General features: G+C 67.4%; 11 protein-coding genes. 6 read left to right on the top strand and 5 right to left on the bottom strand.

Going from position 1 to position 15478, the window contains the following annotated elements; genetic code table 11:
• Positions 1 to 115 precede the first annotated feature (115 nt).
• From rnr to rlmB, 3 genes are all read left to right on the top strand, one after another.
• Positions 116 to 2584: a ribonuclease R gene (gene rnr / locus AC13F7_RS08050; RefSeq protein WP_482999795.1), complete on the top strand. Its 2469-nt coding sequence runs from the start codon at positions 116 to 118 to the stop codon at positions 2582 to 2584.
• A gap of 117 nt (positions 2585 to 2701) precedes the next feature.
• Positions 2702 to 3178: a GFA family protein gene (locus AC13F7_RS08045; protein ID WP_482999794.1), complete on the top strand. Its 477-nt coding sequence runs from the start codon at positions 2702 to 2704 to the stop codon at positions 3176 to 3178.
• Between the two features lie 71 nt (positions 3179 to 3249).
• A complete protein-coding gene (gene rlmB / locus AC13F7_RS08040) occupies positions 3250 to 3996 on the top strand; it encodes a 23S rRNA (guanosine(2251)-2'-O)-methyltransferase RlmB (protein WP_019184367.1) in 747 nt (248 codons plus the stop codon).
• A gap of 49 nt (positions 3997 to 4045) precedes the next feature.
• On the opposite strand, the gene AC13F7_RS08035 is transcribed toward rlmB, so the two are convergent.
• From AC13F7_RS08035 to AC13F7_RS08025, 3 genes are read right to left on the bottom strand one after another with little or no spacing between them, the layout of a single operon-like run.
• A complete protein-coding gene (locus tag AC13F7_RS08035; protein ID WP_482999793.1) occupies positions 4046 to 5485 on the bottom strand; it encodes an efflux transporter outer membrane subunit in 1440 nt (479 codons plus the stop codon).
• Positions 5482 to 7452, bottom strand: a complete 1971-nt coding sequence (locus AC13F7_RS08030) for a MacB family efflux pump subunit (RefSeq protein ID WP_481470461.1) — start codon at positions 7450 to 7452, stop codon at positions 5482 to 5484. The genes AC13F7_RS08035 and AC13F7_RS08030 overlap by 4 nt, the downstream gene beginning before the upstream one ends.
• Positions 7449 to 8717, bottom strand: coding sequence for an efflux RND transporter periplasmic adaptor subunit (locus AC13F7_RS08025; protein ID WP_483000122.1), 1269 nt, complete (start codon positions 8715 to 8717; stop codon positions 7449 to 7451). The genes AC13F7_RS08030 and AC13F7_RS08025 overlap by 4 nt, the downstream gene beginning before the upstream one ends.
• Positions 8718 to 8889: 172 nt before the next feature.
• On the opposite strand from AC13F7_RS08025, the gene AC13F7_RS08020 reads away from it, so the two are divergent.
• From AC13F7_RS08020 to AC13F7_RS08010, 3 genes are all read left to right on the top strand, one after another.
• Positions 8890 to 9618: a response regulator gene (locus AC13F7_RS08020; protein WP_123728792.1), complete on the top strand. Its 729-nt coding sequence runs from the start codon at positions 8890 to 8892 to the stop codon at positions 9616 to 9618.
• On the top strand, positions 9615 to 11033 hold the full coding sequence (locus AC13F7_RS08015) for an ATP-binding protein (RefSeq protein ID WP_481470462.1): 1419 nt from the start codon (positions 9615 to 9617) through the stop codon (positions 11031 to 11033). The genes AC13F7_RS08020 and AC13F7_RS08015 overlap by 4 nt, the downstream gene beginning before the upstream one ends.
• Positions 11034 to 11242: 209 nt before the next feature.
• Positions 11243 to 14215, top strand: coding sequence for a two-component regulator propeller domain-containing protein (locus AC13F7_RS08010; RefSeq protein WP_482999792.1), 2973 nt, complete (start codon positions 11243 to 11245; stop codon positions 14213 to 14215).
• Positions 14216 to 14260: 45 nt separating this feature from the next.
• On the opposite strand, the gene rnt is transcribed toward AC13F7_RS08010, so the two are convergent.
• Both rnt and AC13F7_RS08000 read right to left on the bottom strand, forming a co-directional pair.
• Complete coding sequence (rnt, locus tag AC13F7_RS08005) at positions 14261 to 14848, bottom strand: ribonuclease T (protein ID WP_481470485.1); 588 nt, start codon at positions 14846 to 14848, stop codon at positions 14261 to 14263.
• Positions 14849 to 14958: 110 nt separating this feature from the next.
• A complete protein-coding gene (locus tag AC13F7_RS08000; RefSeq protein ID WP_481470464.1) occupies positions 14959 to 15468 on the bottom strand; it encodes an HvfX family Cu-binding RiPP maturation protein in 510 nt (169 codons plus the stop codon).
• Positions 15469 to 15478: the final 10 nt, after the last annotated feature.

Genomic DNA, 15478 nt, shown 5'->3' with positions numbered 1-15478 from the left:
GAATTCTGGGCATGTCTCCGCGGGTTGTCAACGGTTTTGTGAAATTTCTTCACAATCCTGCACAGGCGCGCCGCTGACCGGTTCTGCACACGCGCAGCGGTTACTATTGAGGTCAATGAAACCAAAGAAACCGACCCAGGGCGCGAAAGCCCCCAAGTCCCCGGCGCCCAAGAAGGCAGCCGGTCCGTCGGGCAAGCCCCGCGCTGCCGCCAAGAAGGCCGGCAAGCTGCCACCCTGGATGCCCGAATCCCTGAACACGCCTGAGCCGTCGCGCGGCAGCAAGCGGGGTCCCAAGCCCGCGCATGCCGGGCCGATCCCGACCCGTCGCCGCCCGCACCCGACGCCGCTGGACGGTGAGGTCCAGGTGGACCCGTTCGCCGCCCGCGAGGCCGAGCGCTATGCGCAGCCGATCGCCAGCCGTGAGGCGATCCTGCAGCTGCTGGACCGCTGCGATGGCCCGCAGACCGCCGAAGAGATCGCCATCCACCTCGGCCTGACCGAGCCGGACCGCGCCGATGCCCTGGGCAAGCGCCTGGGGGCGATGTGCCGTGACGGCCAGCTGGTGCAGAACCGCCGTGGCGGATTCGCGCCGCTCCAGGCCGTCAATCTGATCACCGGCGTGGTGATCGCCAACCCGGAAGGGTTCGGCTTCCTGCGCCCGGTCGAGGGTGGCGACGATCTGTTCCTGCCGCCGTTCGAAATGCGCAAGGTGCTGCATGGCGACCGCGTGCTGGTCAACGTGACCGGCATCGATCGTCGTGGTCGCCGCGAGGCGAGCATCTCGCGTGTGCTTGAGCGTGGCATGAGCCGCCTGATCGGTCGCTTCAGCGTCGAGTTCGGCATCAACTACGTGGTGCCCGACGACAAGCGCGTGCAGCGCAACGTGCAGATTCCCCCCGACCAGACCGGCGATGCCCGCGATGGCCAGCTGGTGGTCTGCGAGCTGACCCAGGCGCCGGACACCCGCCGCCCGCCGATCGGCCGCATCATCGCCGTACTCGGCGACAAGCTGACGGCCTCGCTGGTGGTGGAAACCGCCATCCACGGCCATGAGCTGCCGTTCGAGTTCCCGGCTGAAGTGCTGGCTGAAGCCACCGCCGTGCCGATGGTGGTCACACCGGAACAGATCGGCCACCGCGAAGACCTGCGCAATACGCCGCTGGTCACCATCGATGGCGAGGATGCCAAGGACTTCGACGACGCGGTCTACTGCGAACCCAATGCCGAAGGCTTCCGCCTGGTCGTGGCGATCGCCGACGTCTCCAATTACGTGCGTCCCGGTACGCCGCTGGATGATGAAGCGCAGAAGCGCGCGACCTCGGTCTACTTCCCCGGGTTCGTGGTGCCGATGCTGCCGGAGACGCTGTCCAACGGCATCTGCTCGCTGATGCCGAAGGTCGACCGGATGTGCTTCGTCTGCGACATGCAGGTGAACCGTGAAGGCGAGGTCATCCATTCGCGCTTCTACGAAGCGGTGATGAACTCGCATGCGCGCCTGACCTACAACCAGGTCTGGGAAGCGGTGGGCGAGAACGACCCGGCCGCGCGCAAGGCGATCGGTCCGTTGATGCCGCAGGTCGACCGCCTGTACCAGCTGTATCACGTGCTGGCCAAGGCGCGTACCCGCCGCGGTGCGATCGAGTTTGAAACCTCCGAAGTGCGCTTCGTGCTGGACAACACCGGCGAAGTCACCCAGGCCGGGATGATGGTGCGCAACGATGCGCACAAGCTGATCGAAGAATGCATGATCGCGGCCAACGTGCAGGCCGCGCGTTACCTGCTGGCCAAGCAGGTGCCGGCGCCGTTCCGTGACCATGAGCGCCCGCCGGAATCCAAGTACGCCGATCTGCTGGAGTTCCTGAAGGAATTCAAGCTGAGCCTGCCGCCGTGGTCGAAGGTGCAGCCGGCCGATTTCACCAAGCTGCTCAAGAAGGTGCGTGATCGTCCGGACGCAGCGCTGCTGGAATCGGTGCTGCTGCGCAGCCAGAGCCTGGCGGTGTACTCGCCGGACAACCTCGGCCACTTCGGCCTGGCGCTGGATGCGTACGCCCACTTCACCTCGCCGATCCGCCGCTACCCCGATCTGCTGGTGCACCGTGCGATCAAGCACGCGCTCAGCGGGGCCGCGCCGGAGAAGTTCACCTACTCGCCGCGTGAGATGGCCGCCTTGGCCCTGCAGTGCTCCGAGCGTGCGCGCCGTGCCGATGAAGCCGAGCGCGAAGTGGACGAGCGTTACCGCGCCGCGTGGATGGAGAAGCACGTGGGGGGCCAGTTCGATGGCGTGATCAGCGGTGTGACCAGCTTCGGCCTGTTCGTGGAACTGGACGAATCCAAGGTCAACGGCCTGGTCCACGTGACCCAGCTGCCGCACGACTACTACCAGTTCGACGCGGTGCGCAAAACGCTCAACGGTGAGCGCCGCGGCAAGATCTACCGACTCGGTGACCGGGTGCGGATCCTGGTGCTCAAGGCCAGCATGGAAGAGCGCAAGATCGACTTCCGCCTCGTCGAAGAGAAGGATGATTCGGTGCCGGAACTGCCGCCGCGCGGCCAGCCGGCCAAGCGCCAGAAACAGAAGTACTGATCGACGCGTACCGGCCCACGGCCGGTACGCGGCCGGTGCCGACCCTGGGTCGGCACGCTGGCTACCCGCCAACGCTTGCTGGACGGGCTGTCCCTTGGATCTCATCGGAGCAATCCCATGCCGTCCCTCCCCGAATACAGCGGCGGCTGCCAGTGCGGCGCGATCCGCTTCCATTTGGTCGGCGCGCTGACCCACAGTTCGATCTGCCATTGCCGGATGTGCCAGAAGGCCTTCGGCGCGTACTACGCCCCCTTGGTCTCGGTCCGTGGCAGTGACTTCCGCTGGACCCGCGGCGAGCCGCGGCGTTTCCAGTCGTCCAACATGGTCAGGCGTGGCTTCTGCGCCGCGTGCGGCACCCCGTTGACCTATGAAGCCCCGGATGGCATGGCCGTCGCGGCCGGCGCCTTCGACGAGCCGGCCCGCGTGCCGCCGACGATCCAGTACGGGATCGAGGCCAAGCTTGCGTTCGTGGATGCCTTGGGCTCGCTCAGCGCGCTGCGCAGCGAGGAGGACGCCGAGGCCGGGGACTTCCTGCTGCACATCGTCTCCCGCCAGCATCCGGACCACGACACCGCGGAGTGGCCGCCGGGCTGAACGCCCGGCAGGGCAGGGTGGGCCTTGATGCTCTACCATTACCAACCCCTTTACCGGTCCCGCCCCCCGCAATGAGCAAGCAAAGCCAGTGGATCGTCGGCGTCAACGCCGTCGCCTCTTCGATCGAGAATGATGCCGAGAACGTCCGCGAGGTCCTCATCGAGGCTGGTGCGAAGAACCCGCGTCTGACCGAGATCGAGGAAAACGCACGCCGCAAGGGCATCGACGTGCGCAAGGTGAACACCCAGGCGCTGGACGGTGTGGGCGGTTCGGTGCGTCACCAGGGCGTGGCGGCGCGCTACCAGGCCGCTCGGACCTGGGGCGAGAACGAGCTGGAAGGGCTGGTCGAAGCGGCCGAGGGCAAGGCCCTGCTGCTGATCCTCGACGAGGTCCAGGACCCGCACAACCTCGGCGCCTGCCTGCGCAGCGCGGCGGCGGCCGGTGCCACGGCGGTGATCATTCCCAAGGACAAATCGGCCTCGGTCAATGCGACCGTGCGCAAGACCTCGGCCGGCGCGGCCGACCGCATCCCGGTGGTGCAGGTGACCAACCTCTCGCGCTGTCTCAAAGACCTGCAGAAGCTGGGGGTGTGGATCTACGGCCTGGCCGGTGAAGCCACCGAGTCGCTGTATGCGATCGACCTCAAGGGCAACGTAGCGCTGGTGCTGGGCGGCGAAGCCGACGGCCTGCGCCGCCTGACCCGCGAAAACTGCGATGGCCTGGTCAAGATTCCGATGCCGGGTGATATCGAGAGCCTGAACGTCTCCGTCGCCACCGGCGTGAGCCTGTTCGAAGCCGTGCGTCAGCGCGGGCTGTAAGCCGCGCGCTTGCGGGTAGAGCCGACCAACGGTCGGCTCTACGGGGAGATCATCCTGCGCTTCCGCCCAGCGCCTTGAACAACGTCACATCGTTGATCAACTGCCGCTGCCTCACCGAGGCCAGTGACAGCTCGGCATCGCGCCGGGTCTGCTGGGCTTCCAGCCAGGTGCGCAGGTCGGTGGCGCCGACCCGGTAGCGTACTTCGTACATCCGCTCGATCTCCACCGCTTCGTCGTAGGACGCCTGCGAGGCCGCCACCTGCGTGGCGAACTGGGTGCGCGCCGAGAGGGCGTTGTCCACTTCCGACAGCGCGGTGTACAGCGTGCGGCGGAACCCGTTGGCCGCGATCTGATAATCCGTGCCGGCCAGGCGGGTGTTCAACTGCGCCTGGCGGACGTTGAGGAAGGGCAGCGACAACCCCGCACCCAAGGTGGCGACCGGATTCTTCAGCACGTCCGAAAGCGAGGTGGCACCGGTACCGACACGGCCGGTCAGGCTCAGCGCCGGGTAGTACTGGGTGGCGGTGACCTTGATGGTCTTCAGGCTGTTGCGCAGGCGCAGTTCGGCGGCGCGCAGGTCCGGCCGGCGGCCGAGCAGATCGGCCGGCAGGCCTTCGGCCACGACCGGGCTGCCCGCGCGCTGCAGCTGCTGCGGCTCGTCGGCCAGTGCCAGCGGCTGCCCATCCAGCAGCACCGTCAGTGCATTGCGCGCGGCCACACGCTGCTGCTCCAACGCGCTCTGCGCGGCACGCTGCGCCTCCAGGCTCTGTGCGGCCTGGCGCACTTCCAGGCGCGAGACCGCACCGGCATCGAAGCGCGCCTGGACCAGCTCGCGGGTGCGCTCCAGGCGCTGCAGATTGGCCTGGCCGGCGGCGATGGACTGGTTGAGGAAGGCCAGCGTCCAGTACTGCGTGGCCACGTCGCTGATCACCAGCAGCGCGGTGTTCTGCAGGTCTTCCTGGCTGGCCTGGGCTTCCCACTGGGCGATGTCACGCTGGGTGCGCAAGCGGCCCCACAGATCGATCTCCCACTGCAGGGACACGCCGGCCGAGCTGCCGCGGTTCCAGTCCGCGGTCTGGTCGATGGGGCGATTGCCGCTGCTGCTGACGCTGCCGGAGGGCTGCGGCCACAGCGCGTTGTCGGCCAGCCCGGCCTGCAGGCGCGCGCGCTGCACGGCCAGCCCCGCCGAGACCAGGTCGGTGTTGGCAGCCAGGGCGCGATCGATCACGCGGTCCAGGCCGGGGTCGCCGAACTGGGTCCACCAAGCATCACTGCGGACATCCGCTGGTGCCGCATGCGGTTGTTCGCTCACGGCCTCGGTGGGGGTGTTCAGGGTGGCATCGCCGCGGCCATAGGTGGCCGGCACTGCCGGCGCGTCGACCTGGTAGCGGCCGGTGCTGACACAGGCGGACAAAGCCAGCGCGCTCATGCAGGCCAGGGCCAGCGGACGCAGCGAAGCAGGGTGCAGCAGAGCAGGAGAAATCTTCATTCGCGCGCCAGCGCCTCCACGGGATCAAGTTGGGCGGCATTGCGGGCCGGCAGGAAACCAAACGCCACGCCGATCAGGCTGGAGCAGGCAAAGGCGGCCACGATGGATGCGGTCGAGAACAGCATCTGGAAGTCCGGCGCGAATTTGCCGAACAGCCAGCCGACCACCAGCGACAGGCCGACGCCGAGCAGGCCACCGAGCAGACACACCAGCACCGCCTCGATCAGGAACTGCTGGCGGATATCGCTCTGCCGCGCGCCGACGGCCATGCGTACGCCGATTTCGCGGGTCCGCTCGGTCACCGAGACCAGCATGATGTTCATCACCCCGATCCCGCCGACCAGCAGCGCGATCGCGGCGATCGCACTGATCAGCAGCGTCATGGTGCGGGTGGTCTGTTCGATGGTCTGGCGGATCTCGGCGCTGTTGCTGAGGAAGAAGTCCTCGGTGCCGTGGCGCATGATCAGCAGCTTGGATATCGCAGCCTGTGCGGCATCCATCGGGGTGGCGTCATCCACGCGGACGGTGATGCTGGAGACATGGCTCTGGCCGAGCATGCGGGACATCACCGTGGTGTAGGGCACCCACACGCTCAGGCTGGTACTGCCACCAAAGCCGAAGCTCTGACGCTGGGCCACGCCGACCACGCGCACCGGCACGTTGCCGAGCAGGATCACCTGGCCGATCGGATCCTCGCCATTGGGGAAGAACTGGGTGCGGGTGTTCTCATCGATGATCGCCACCTGGGCCAGGCTGCGCACTGCATCGGTATCGAAAAAGCTGCCGGCGATCAGGGTCACGCCCTTGACCCGGAAGAACTGCTCGCCCACGCCGTTGACCTGGGCGGTGGCCGATTGGTTGCGGTAACGCGCGGTCACCGAGGAGGACACGCTGGGCGTGGCGCTGTCGATGTAGCTTTGGCGGCCCAGCGCATCGGCGTCGCTGGCCTTGAGGGTCTGCACCCGGGCCGAACGCATGTCGCCGAAACCGCGGCCGGGATAGACATCGATGGTGTTGGTGCCCAGCGCGCTGATGTTCTGCAGGATCTGCTGCTGGGAGCCATTGCCCATCGCCACCACCGAGACCACCGAGGCGATGCCGATGATGATGCCGAGCATGGTCAGGAAGGTGCGCAGGCGGTGGGCGTTCATCGCCAGCAGGGCCATGCGGAATGCTTCAGTGAAACGATCCCGCGCGGCCCGCCAGCTGTGGCCCTTGCCGGCCGCTACGGTCGGCTGGCGCTGCGCGCGGTAGCTCGGCGCATTCGGATTGATACGGTCGGCGATGATCTCGCCGTCGCGGATCTCGATGATGCGCTGGGCGTGTTCGGCCACGCTCATGTCGTGGGTGACGATGATGATGGTATGGCCCTCGGCATGCAGCTCGCCGAGGATGCCCATCACCTCTTCGCCGGATTTCGTGTCCAGTGCGCCGGTGGGTTCGTCGGCGAGGATCACCTCGCCACCGTTCATCAGCGCCCGTGCGATTGACACGCGCTGCTGCTGGCCACCGGAGAGCTGGCCGGGTTTGTGGTTCATGCGGTCGCCCAGGCCGAGCCGCTGCAGCAGCTGTTCGGCCCGCGCGGTGCGGACCGGGCCCGGGCTGCCGGCGTACACGGCCGGCACGGCGACGTTGCCGCGTGCGTCCAGGTCGCCGAGCAGGTGGTAGCGCTGGAAAATGAAGCCGAAATGTTCGCGGCGCAGTTCGGCCAGTTCGTCCGGCTCCATCTGGCCGGTCTCGCGGCCGGCGACCTGGTAGCTGCCGCGCGTCGGTCGGTCCAGGCAGCCGAGGATGTTCATCAGCGTAGACTTGCCCGAGCCGGACTGGCCAACGATGGCGACCATCTCGCCGGCCGCGATGTCCAGGTTGACGTCGCGCAGCACCGCGATGGTGTCATCGCCTGCCGGGAACTCGCGGCGCAGGTCGCGCAGCCGCAGCAGCGGCGTGCCCGTGGCGGCGCTGCTCATCGGCGCGGCCCGCCCATGCCGGGGCCGCTGATCCGCACGCTGCCACCGCCGCGGTTGCCGCTACCGGCTCCCTGCGCGCCGCCGCCTTCGCCGACGATGACCTTGTCGCCTTCTGCCAGGCCGGACAGTACCTCGGCATTGGCACCGTTGTTGATGCCGATCTTGACCTTGCGCGGCGTGGGCATGCCATCGGCATCGGCCACACGCACCATGTACTGCCCGTCGCGGGTCTTCGGCCCGAGCGCAACGGCCGGGATGATCAGCACGTTCCTGGCCTGCTTGAGCATGACCGAGACCTGCGCGGTCATGTCGATGCGCAGCGTGCCGTCGGGGTTTTCCACGTCGAACAGCGCGTTGTAGTAGACCGCAGTGCTGGAGCTGGAGCTGGACGAACTGGAACTGCTGGAACTGTCGTTGGCGATCGAGGAGGGCGCCGGGTTGATCTGGCGCAGCGTGGCGTGGAACTTGCGGTCCGGCTCCCCGAGCGTGGTGAAGTACACCGGCATGCCGGCCTTGATCTTGACCACGTCCGCTTCGGAGACCTCGGCATTCACCGTGACCAAGTCCAGGCGGGCCAGCATCACGATGGTCGGTGCGGTCTGGTTGGCGTTGACGGTGCGGCCCTCTTCGGCCACCACCGCCACCACGGTGCCGTCCATCGGCGCGGTGATGCGCGTGTAGGCCAGGTTGGCACGTGCGGTGCCCAGCTCGGTTTCGCGGCCGGTGATCTGCGCATCGAAGGACTGGATCTGGGCGCGCGCCGTCTTGAGCTTGGCGTCGGCCGCATCGAACTCGGCGCGCGAGGTGGCCTCGGCGGCCAGCATCTGCTGCTGGCGGGCGAACTCGAGTTCGGCTTCGCGCAGGCTCGCCTGCTGCACCGCGCGCTGGGCTTTGACCTGATCCAGTGAGGCCTGGGCGTTGAGTACCTGGTTCTGCTGGGTGGTGGCGTCGATCTCGGCGATCAGGTCGCCTTCCTTGACGGTATCGCCCAGCTGGACCTTCAGCGATTTGATCTGACCGGAGGCCTGCGCACCGACGCTGACCAGCTTGTAGGCGTCGATAACACCGGTGGCTTCCACCGTCTGTTCGATATCGCCACGGCTGACCGGCGAGGTCGCCAGGGCGGGCGCGGCCGGCTTGCGCAGCATCCATGCCACAATCGCGGCGATCAGGACGAGCACCACCAGCAACAGCAGGAGGCGAGCACGGCGGGTTCTGGGCAAACGGGGCTTCACGATGATCGTCAACTCGGCAGGCCGGTGCATCGGCGTTGTCAGCATTGTGAAGATCGTTCACTGCCGGCTCAATGCTCGCCGTGTACCAAGATGTATCCCTGCGGGCCACAGCGCATTTCGTTGTGTATCTGCATCACCCTTTGAAACAGACGTACGCAAACCAGGAGATGCGGTTCAGCTCCCGACAGGGGATGATCACTGCATGGAGACAGCCAACAGCATGCACAGACTGCTGATCGTCGATGACGACAACGATATCCGCCAGCTGCTCGCCGAGCAGCTGGGCCGCGCCGGTTACCTGGTCAGCACTGCCGGCGACGGCAATGGCATGCGCCAGTTGCTGGAGCGCGAGCACGTCGATCTGATCGTGCTCGACCTCAACCTGCCGCGCGAAGACGGCCTGACCCTGTGCCGCGACCTGCGCGCGCGCTCGAGCACGCCGGTGATCATGCTCACCGCGCGCAGCGAGCCGATCGATCGCGTGCTGGGGTTGGAAATGGGCGCCGACGACTATCTGGCCAAGCCGTTCGAACCGCGCGAACTGCTCGCCCGCATCCGCAACGTGCTGCGCCGTACCGAGGCGCTGCCGGCCAACCTCGAGCCGCTGGCGATCCGCCGTGCACGATTCTCCAGCTGGATCTTCGATCTCGAACATCGCCATCTGGTCGATCCCGATGGGCGCGTGGTGGTGTTGTCCGGCGCGGAGTTCCGCCTGCTGCGCGTGTTCGTCGGCCACGCCAACAAGGTGCTCTCGCGCGAGCAGCTGGTGTCGCTGAGCAGTGGCCGCAATTACGAGTCGCAGGACCGCGCCATCGATCTGCAGGTCAGCCGGTTGCGCAACAAGCTGGCCGATGACGGCGGCAGCGACGGTCTCATCAAGACCGTGCGCAACGAAGGCTATGTACTCGCTGCGGCGGTGACCCTGGAATGAACCGCCTGCGGCGCTTTTTCGCCTCGATGGTCGGGCGGCTGTTCGTCATCCTGCTGCTGGGCATGAGCGTGGCCGCGGTCGGTGCCACCATGCTGGCCAGCACCAAGCGCCAGCAGGAGTTCGAACGGCAGAACCTCAACCGCATCGCCGACCGCCTGCAGGGGTTCGTGAACCTGCTCGATGGCAACCCGGAGCTGCGCGAGCGGCTGCTCGGCAGCGGTGGGCCGAGCGTGCGCCAACTCCCTGAGGGCGCGCGCATCGGCCGGCCTGATGCCGCGCTGATGGAAATCCTGGATGACCGGCCCGGCCCCGTCGCCAGCAGCCAGGTCGCCTTCACCTCGTTCCGTTCCTGTCTGCCGCGGCTGCCCGAACTGCTGCCGCCGCCGCCGCGCGACAAGGAAAAGATGCGGCATCCGCCGCGTGAGCGCGACCCGGCCTTCATCCCGCCCAAGTGCCGCGTGGTGACCCTGCAGCTGACCGACGGCACGCCGCTGCGGCTGGCGCTGGATTCCCCGGCCGTCGCACACAACGGTGTGCTCGCCGTCGACCCGCTGTTCCTGACCCTGCTGGTGATCGCGATCGCGATCCTGGCGTATATCGTGGCGCGCATGGCCAGTGCGCCGCTGCAGCGGTTGGCCGATGCCGCCGCGGCGCTGGGCGATGACCTGCAGGGCGCGCCGATGCCGGTGACTGGTCCGCTGGAAGTGCGCCGCGCCGCCGAAGCGTTCAACGCCATGCAGAAACGCCTGCAGCGCCACCTCGGCGAGCGCACCCAGATGCTGGCGGCGATCACCCATGACCTGCAGACCCCGGTGACCCGGTTGCGGCTGCGCTTGGAGAACGTCACCGATGAAGCCCTGCGCGAGCGTCTGATCGGCGATCTGGGGGCGATGCAGGCACTGATCCGCGAGGGACTGGAGCTGGCACGCAGCGCAGAGAGCGCCGAGCAGCGCGCCGCGCTGGATCTGGACTCGCTGCTGGAGAGCATCGTCGAGGACGCCGTCGAGGCCGGCGCCGATGTGCACTTTGAACAGCCCAGCGGCGCAGTGCTGATGCTGCGGCCACTGGCCATGCATCGCCTGTTCTCCAACCTGGTCGACAACGCAGTGATGTACGGCCAGACCGCGCGGGTGCGGGTGGAGCAGGCCGGGCAGGACGTGGTGGTGCGCATCCGCGACGGTGGTCCTGGCCTGGCCGAGGACGAGCTGGACGCGGTCTTCGATCCGTTCGTGCGGCTGGAAACCTCGCGCTCGCGCCAGACCGGCGGCGCTGGGCTCGGGCTGACCATCGCCCGCGCACTGGCCGAAAAGGACGGGGCGACGCTGCACCTGCGCAATCATCCCCAAGGGGGGCTGGAGGCGATCGTGCGCTGGTCCTCACCGGCACGTGCAGCGGCGGGGCCGCGCGGGGGCTGAGTCCAGCTCCCCCAAGGCGCCCGGTTTTGCCTACTATGGGCGTCTCTTTCCAGCGTCTCCCCCATGAGAGCGTACGACTCTGCCAGCCATCGCGCTGGTGCACGGCCGTTCCCCCCATGCACACGGCACCTGCCCAAGGCTGATCCACACGGATGAGCGAGCGGGGGGGCAGGATCCGGTGGCGGCCGGTACAACTGAGTATTCCAGGCATGCCAACCCTGCAGGCGGCCGCACTGTGGCTGTTGCTGCTGTGCGCGCTGCCGTGGTCGCTGTCGGCGCAGGACGGCCCACCGCCGTTGCGCGATTACGCCATCGACGTGTGGACCTCCCGCAACGGCCTGCCGCACAACTCACTGCGCGATATCGCGCAGACCCCGGAGGGCCACCTGTGGTTCGCCACCTGGGAAGGGTTGGTCCGCTACAACGGCCTGGATTTCACCGTCTTCGACCGCAGTACCACGCCGGGCCTGCGCGACAACGGGGTAGGCGGGCTGCTGGTCGACCGTAGTGGTGGGCTGTGGATCAGTGATTCGCGTGGCAACGTGACCCGGCGCGGCGCGGACGGGCGCTGGCAGGTCTGGGAGCACCGCGCCGATACACCGCAGGTGTTGATCCAGGCGATGCAGATGGACAGCCATGGGCGTCTTTGGCTGCTGTACGAAGGCAAGGGGATCGCCAGCCTTGGCCCGGACGGCCGCATCGACTACCAACCGCCACCGGCCGACGTGCCGCTGGCGATGAGCTTCACCAAACTGGTCGTGGATGCCCAGGACCGGGTCTGGGTCGGTACGTTGGATGGACTGGTTGTGCGTGACAACGATGGTGTCCTGCGCCGGGCGCCGGAGAGCTTCGGGCTGGGCCGTGGTCTGGTCTGGCCCTATCGCGCCCCGGATGGGGTGATGTGGGTGGTCGCCGGCGAGCGCATCTATCGCATGCAGGATGGCGTGCCGCAGTTGCAGCACCGTCTGCCCGGCGTGACCCATATCACCGCGATGCTGCAGGACCGGCATGGTGACCTGTGGCTGGGTACCGAGAACCAGGGCCTGCTGCGCTTGTCGCGGCATGGACTGGAGCGGCTGCCGGCCGGGCTGTCGCTACCCGGCGGGCGGGTGGTCAGCCTGCGTGAGGATGCCGAAGGCAGTATCTGGGTGGGGGCCAATGGTGGGTTGTACCGCCTGCGCGAAACCCTGTTCAGCAGCTTCACCGAGCGCGACGGACTCAGTGGCGATTACGTGCGCACCGTTTTCGAGGATCGCCAACGGCAGCTCTGGATCGGCAGTGCACGCGGCCTTGACCGTCGCGATGCCCAAGGGACGTTCATTCCGGTGCCACTGCGCAACAACGTCGGCAAGAGCCCCTCGGTGCTGAGCCTGGCCCAGGACCGCAACGGCGACCTGTGGGTGGGCACTTTCGGCGACGGCATCTTCCGGGTCGGCGAGAACGGACAGCAGCGACGTACGTATGGCAGCGCCGACGGGCTGCTCGGCGGCAACATCCGCGCGATCAGCATCGACCGCGACGGGGTGATCTGGGCCGGCACCCAGAAGGGCGTGGTACGCATCGTTGCGGACAAGGCCGAGCCGGTGGCCATTCCCGGCATGCCCACCGGCCTGACCACCGCGTTGGCCCACGATGCCGAGGGCGCACTGTGGATCGGCACCATCGAGGGCATCCGTGTACTGCGCGGCAACCGTGTGCAGGCGATCGATCTGGAGGCACTGGGCGGAGGCCGCAGTGTGTTCGGGTTCCAGCAGATCGGCGATGCGATGTGGATCAGCACCGATCGCGGGCTGTACCGCTACCAGGAAGGCACGCTGGCGCGGGTCGGCCTGGAGCAGGGCATGCCGGTGGATACGGTCTTCCAGCTGATTCCCGATCGCGTGGGCAATGTCTGGATCAGCAGCAACCGCGGCGTACTGCGGACCGACATGGCCATGCTCAACGCGGTCGCCGACGGTCGCGCCGCACGGGTCGAGGTGGAGCACTACAACGAGATCGACGGCATGGCCAACTCACAGGCCAATGGCAGCTCGGGGCCTTCGGCGATCCTGTGCCAGGACGGCACGTTCTGGGTGGTCACGGCTGGCGGTCTGAGCACGGTTGATCCCCTGCGCCTGCAGCGATTCCGCGAGCGCCTGGCGCCGCCGGCGGTGATCGAAAGCGTCCTGGTCGATGGCGCGCCGTTGCATTGGCAGGGCAGCAATCACAACACCATCCCGGGGGGCCGACGTCTCAGCGTGAGCTATGTGGGGCTGAGCTATCTGCTCTCCGAGCGTATCCGCTACCGCACGCGTCTGGAGGGCTTGGACAAGGGCTGGGTCGAGCGCGGGCAGCAACGCAGTGTGGAGTTCATCGGCCTGCCGCCCGGCGATTACACCCTGCATGTGTCGGCCGCGCATCCCGGCGGTGCCTGGAGTGATAGTGAAGCGGTGTGGGAATTCACGGTCGAACCGTTCCTGTGGCAACGGCACAGCGTGCAGCTGATCGCCGCGCTGCTGTTGCTGGCCGGGCTGGTCGCGCTGTACCGCTACCTGATCAATCGCTACAAGGCCAGCAACGTACGCTTGGCGCGGTTGGTGCAGGACGCCACGCTGGATCTGCAGGCACAGACGGTCAATCTGCAGGCCCTGAACCAGGAGAAGACCGAACTGGCTGATCGCCTGGCGGTCCAGGCCGAGGCGTTCGAGCGCCAGGCGCGCGAAGATGCCTTGACCGGGCTGCCGAACCGGCGTGCGTTCGATGAGGCACTGGCGCGCGATTTCGCGCGCTCACAACGCAGCCACCACCCCTTGTGCCTGGTGGTGCTGGACATCGATCACTTCAAGGAAGTGAACGACCGGCACAGTCATTCGGTGGGCGATGTGGTGCTGGTGGAAGTGGCACGGCTGCTGGCCTCGGCCTGTCGGGACTCGGATATGCCCGCACGCACCGGTGGCGAAGAATTCGCGCTGCTGCTCAATGACACCCGTCTGGATGAAGCGGCCCAGGTCTGCGCGCGGCTGCGCGGGCTGTTCCACGATCATCCGGACTGGGCAGGGATTGCGGGGCTGAAGGTGACCTTCAGTGCGGGGCTTGTCGAACTGGATGCTGCCGACCGCACGCCGATGCTGTTGTACCAGCGCGCCGACCGCGCCCTGTATCGGGCAAAAAGCGAAGGGCGCGACAGGACCGCTATCGGTTGACGATCTGCGCGCCAGCCGGCGACCGTGCGCCGCGGGTGCGCGGCCTCAGGGACGCGGCCAGCTGTTGGCGACCTTGCAGAACAGCTTGGCGGTCTGCTCGGTGTCGTACACCGCACTGTGCGCCTCGTCGGCATCCCAGCCCAGCCCGGCCGCCGTGGCCGCACGTGCCAGCACGGTCTGGCCGTAGGCGATACCGCCCAGGGTCACCGTGTCGAACACACTGAAGGGATGGAACGGGTTGCGTTTGTGCCCGGTGCGATTGACCGCGGCATTGACGAAACCCAGGTCGAAGTGGGCGTTGTGCCCGACCAGGATCGCGCGTTGGCAACCGTACTTTTTCATCGCCGCCCGGATCGGGGTGAAGATGTGGTCCAGCGCATCGCGCTCGACCTTAGCCAGCCGGAACGGGTGATCCAGGATGATCCCGGTGATCTCCAGCGACTTCGGATCGATCTCAAGGCCGTCGGCCGGCACCACGTGGGCGCTGGCGGTCTGTCCGGGATAGAGCAGACCGTTGTCGTCCATCTCGATGGGAACGGCGGCGATCTCCAGCAGGGCGTGGCGATCGGAGTCGAAACCACCTGTCTCCACGTCCACCACCACCGGCAGGAAGCCGCGGAAGCGGGTCGCCATCAGGCGTTGGGCAGCAGCGGGCGGTGCGTCGGCAGCTGCCGGCGCGTCGGAGCGGGGGAGGTCGTCAGTCATCGCGCCAGTTTAGCAGAGCGGCCTGTACGCCCCCGCGCTCAGGCCAGGGCAGGCGACCGCCCGCGCCCGCGGCGCAGCAGCTGATCCAGGCTCAACGGGCCGGCACCCTGCACGGCCAGAGGCAGCAGCATGGCCATGAACAGTAGTGGCAGTTTGAAGTTGCCAAAGCCCTGATCGGTAATGACATAGCCCATCGCCAGCTCGGCCAGTCCATTCCAGTGCATCGGCCAGTGCACCGCGGCGGTGGCGACCACGGTCAGCACCAGCAGGCAGCTGGCCGCCAGGCGGGTCCCCAGCCCCAACAGCAGACAGGCTGCGCCGACCAGCTCGAACCAGGTGGCCAGCTGCCAGTTGAGGGTGGCCGGCAGTTGGTCGAACGGAAACGGGAAGGCCTGCTGCAGGTCCTCGAACCAGTTCTGGCCGCGCAGTTTTTCGTGGCCGGATTCGAAATATTCCCAGCCCATCAGCAAGCGCAAGCCGAGCGGGGCCAACCACGGACCGAGACGATCCAGCCGGTCGCGCAGGGCGACCAGATGCAGTGACTTCATGGAGGTACTT

This window comes from Stenotrophomonas sp. K-6, assembly GCF_056861555.1.
Note: the sequence above shows the minus strand (reverse complement) of the source record. Positions and strands in the feature narration are given on the sequence as shown.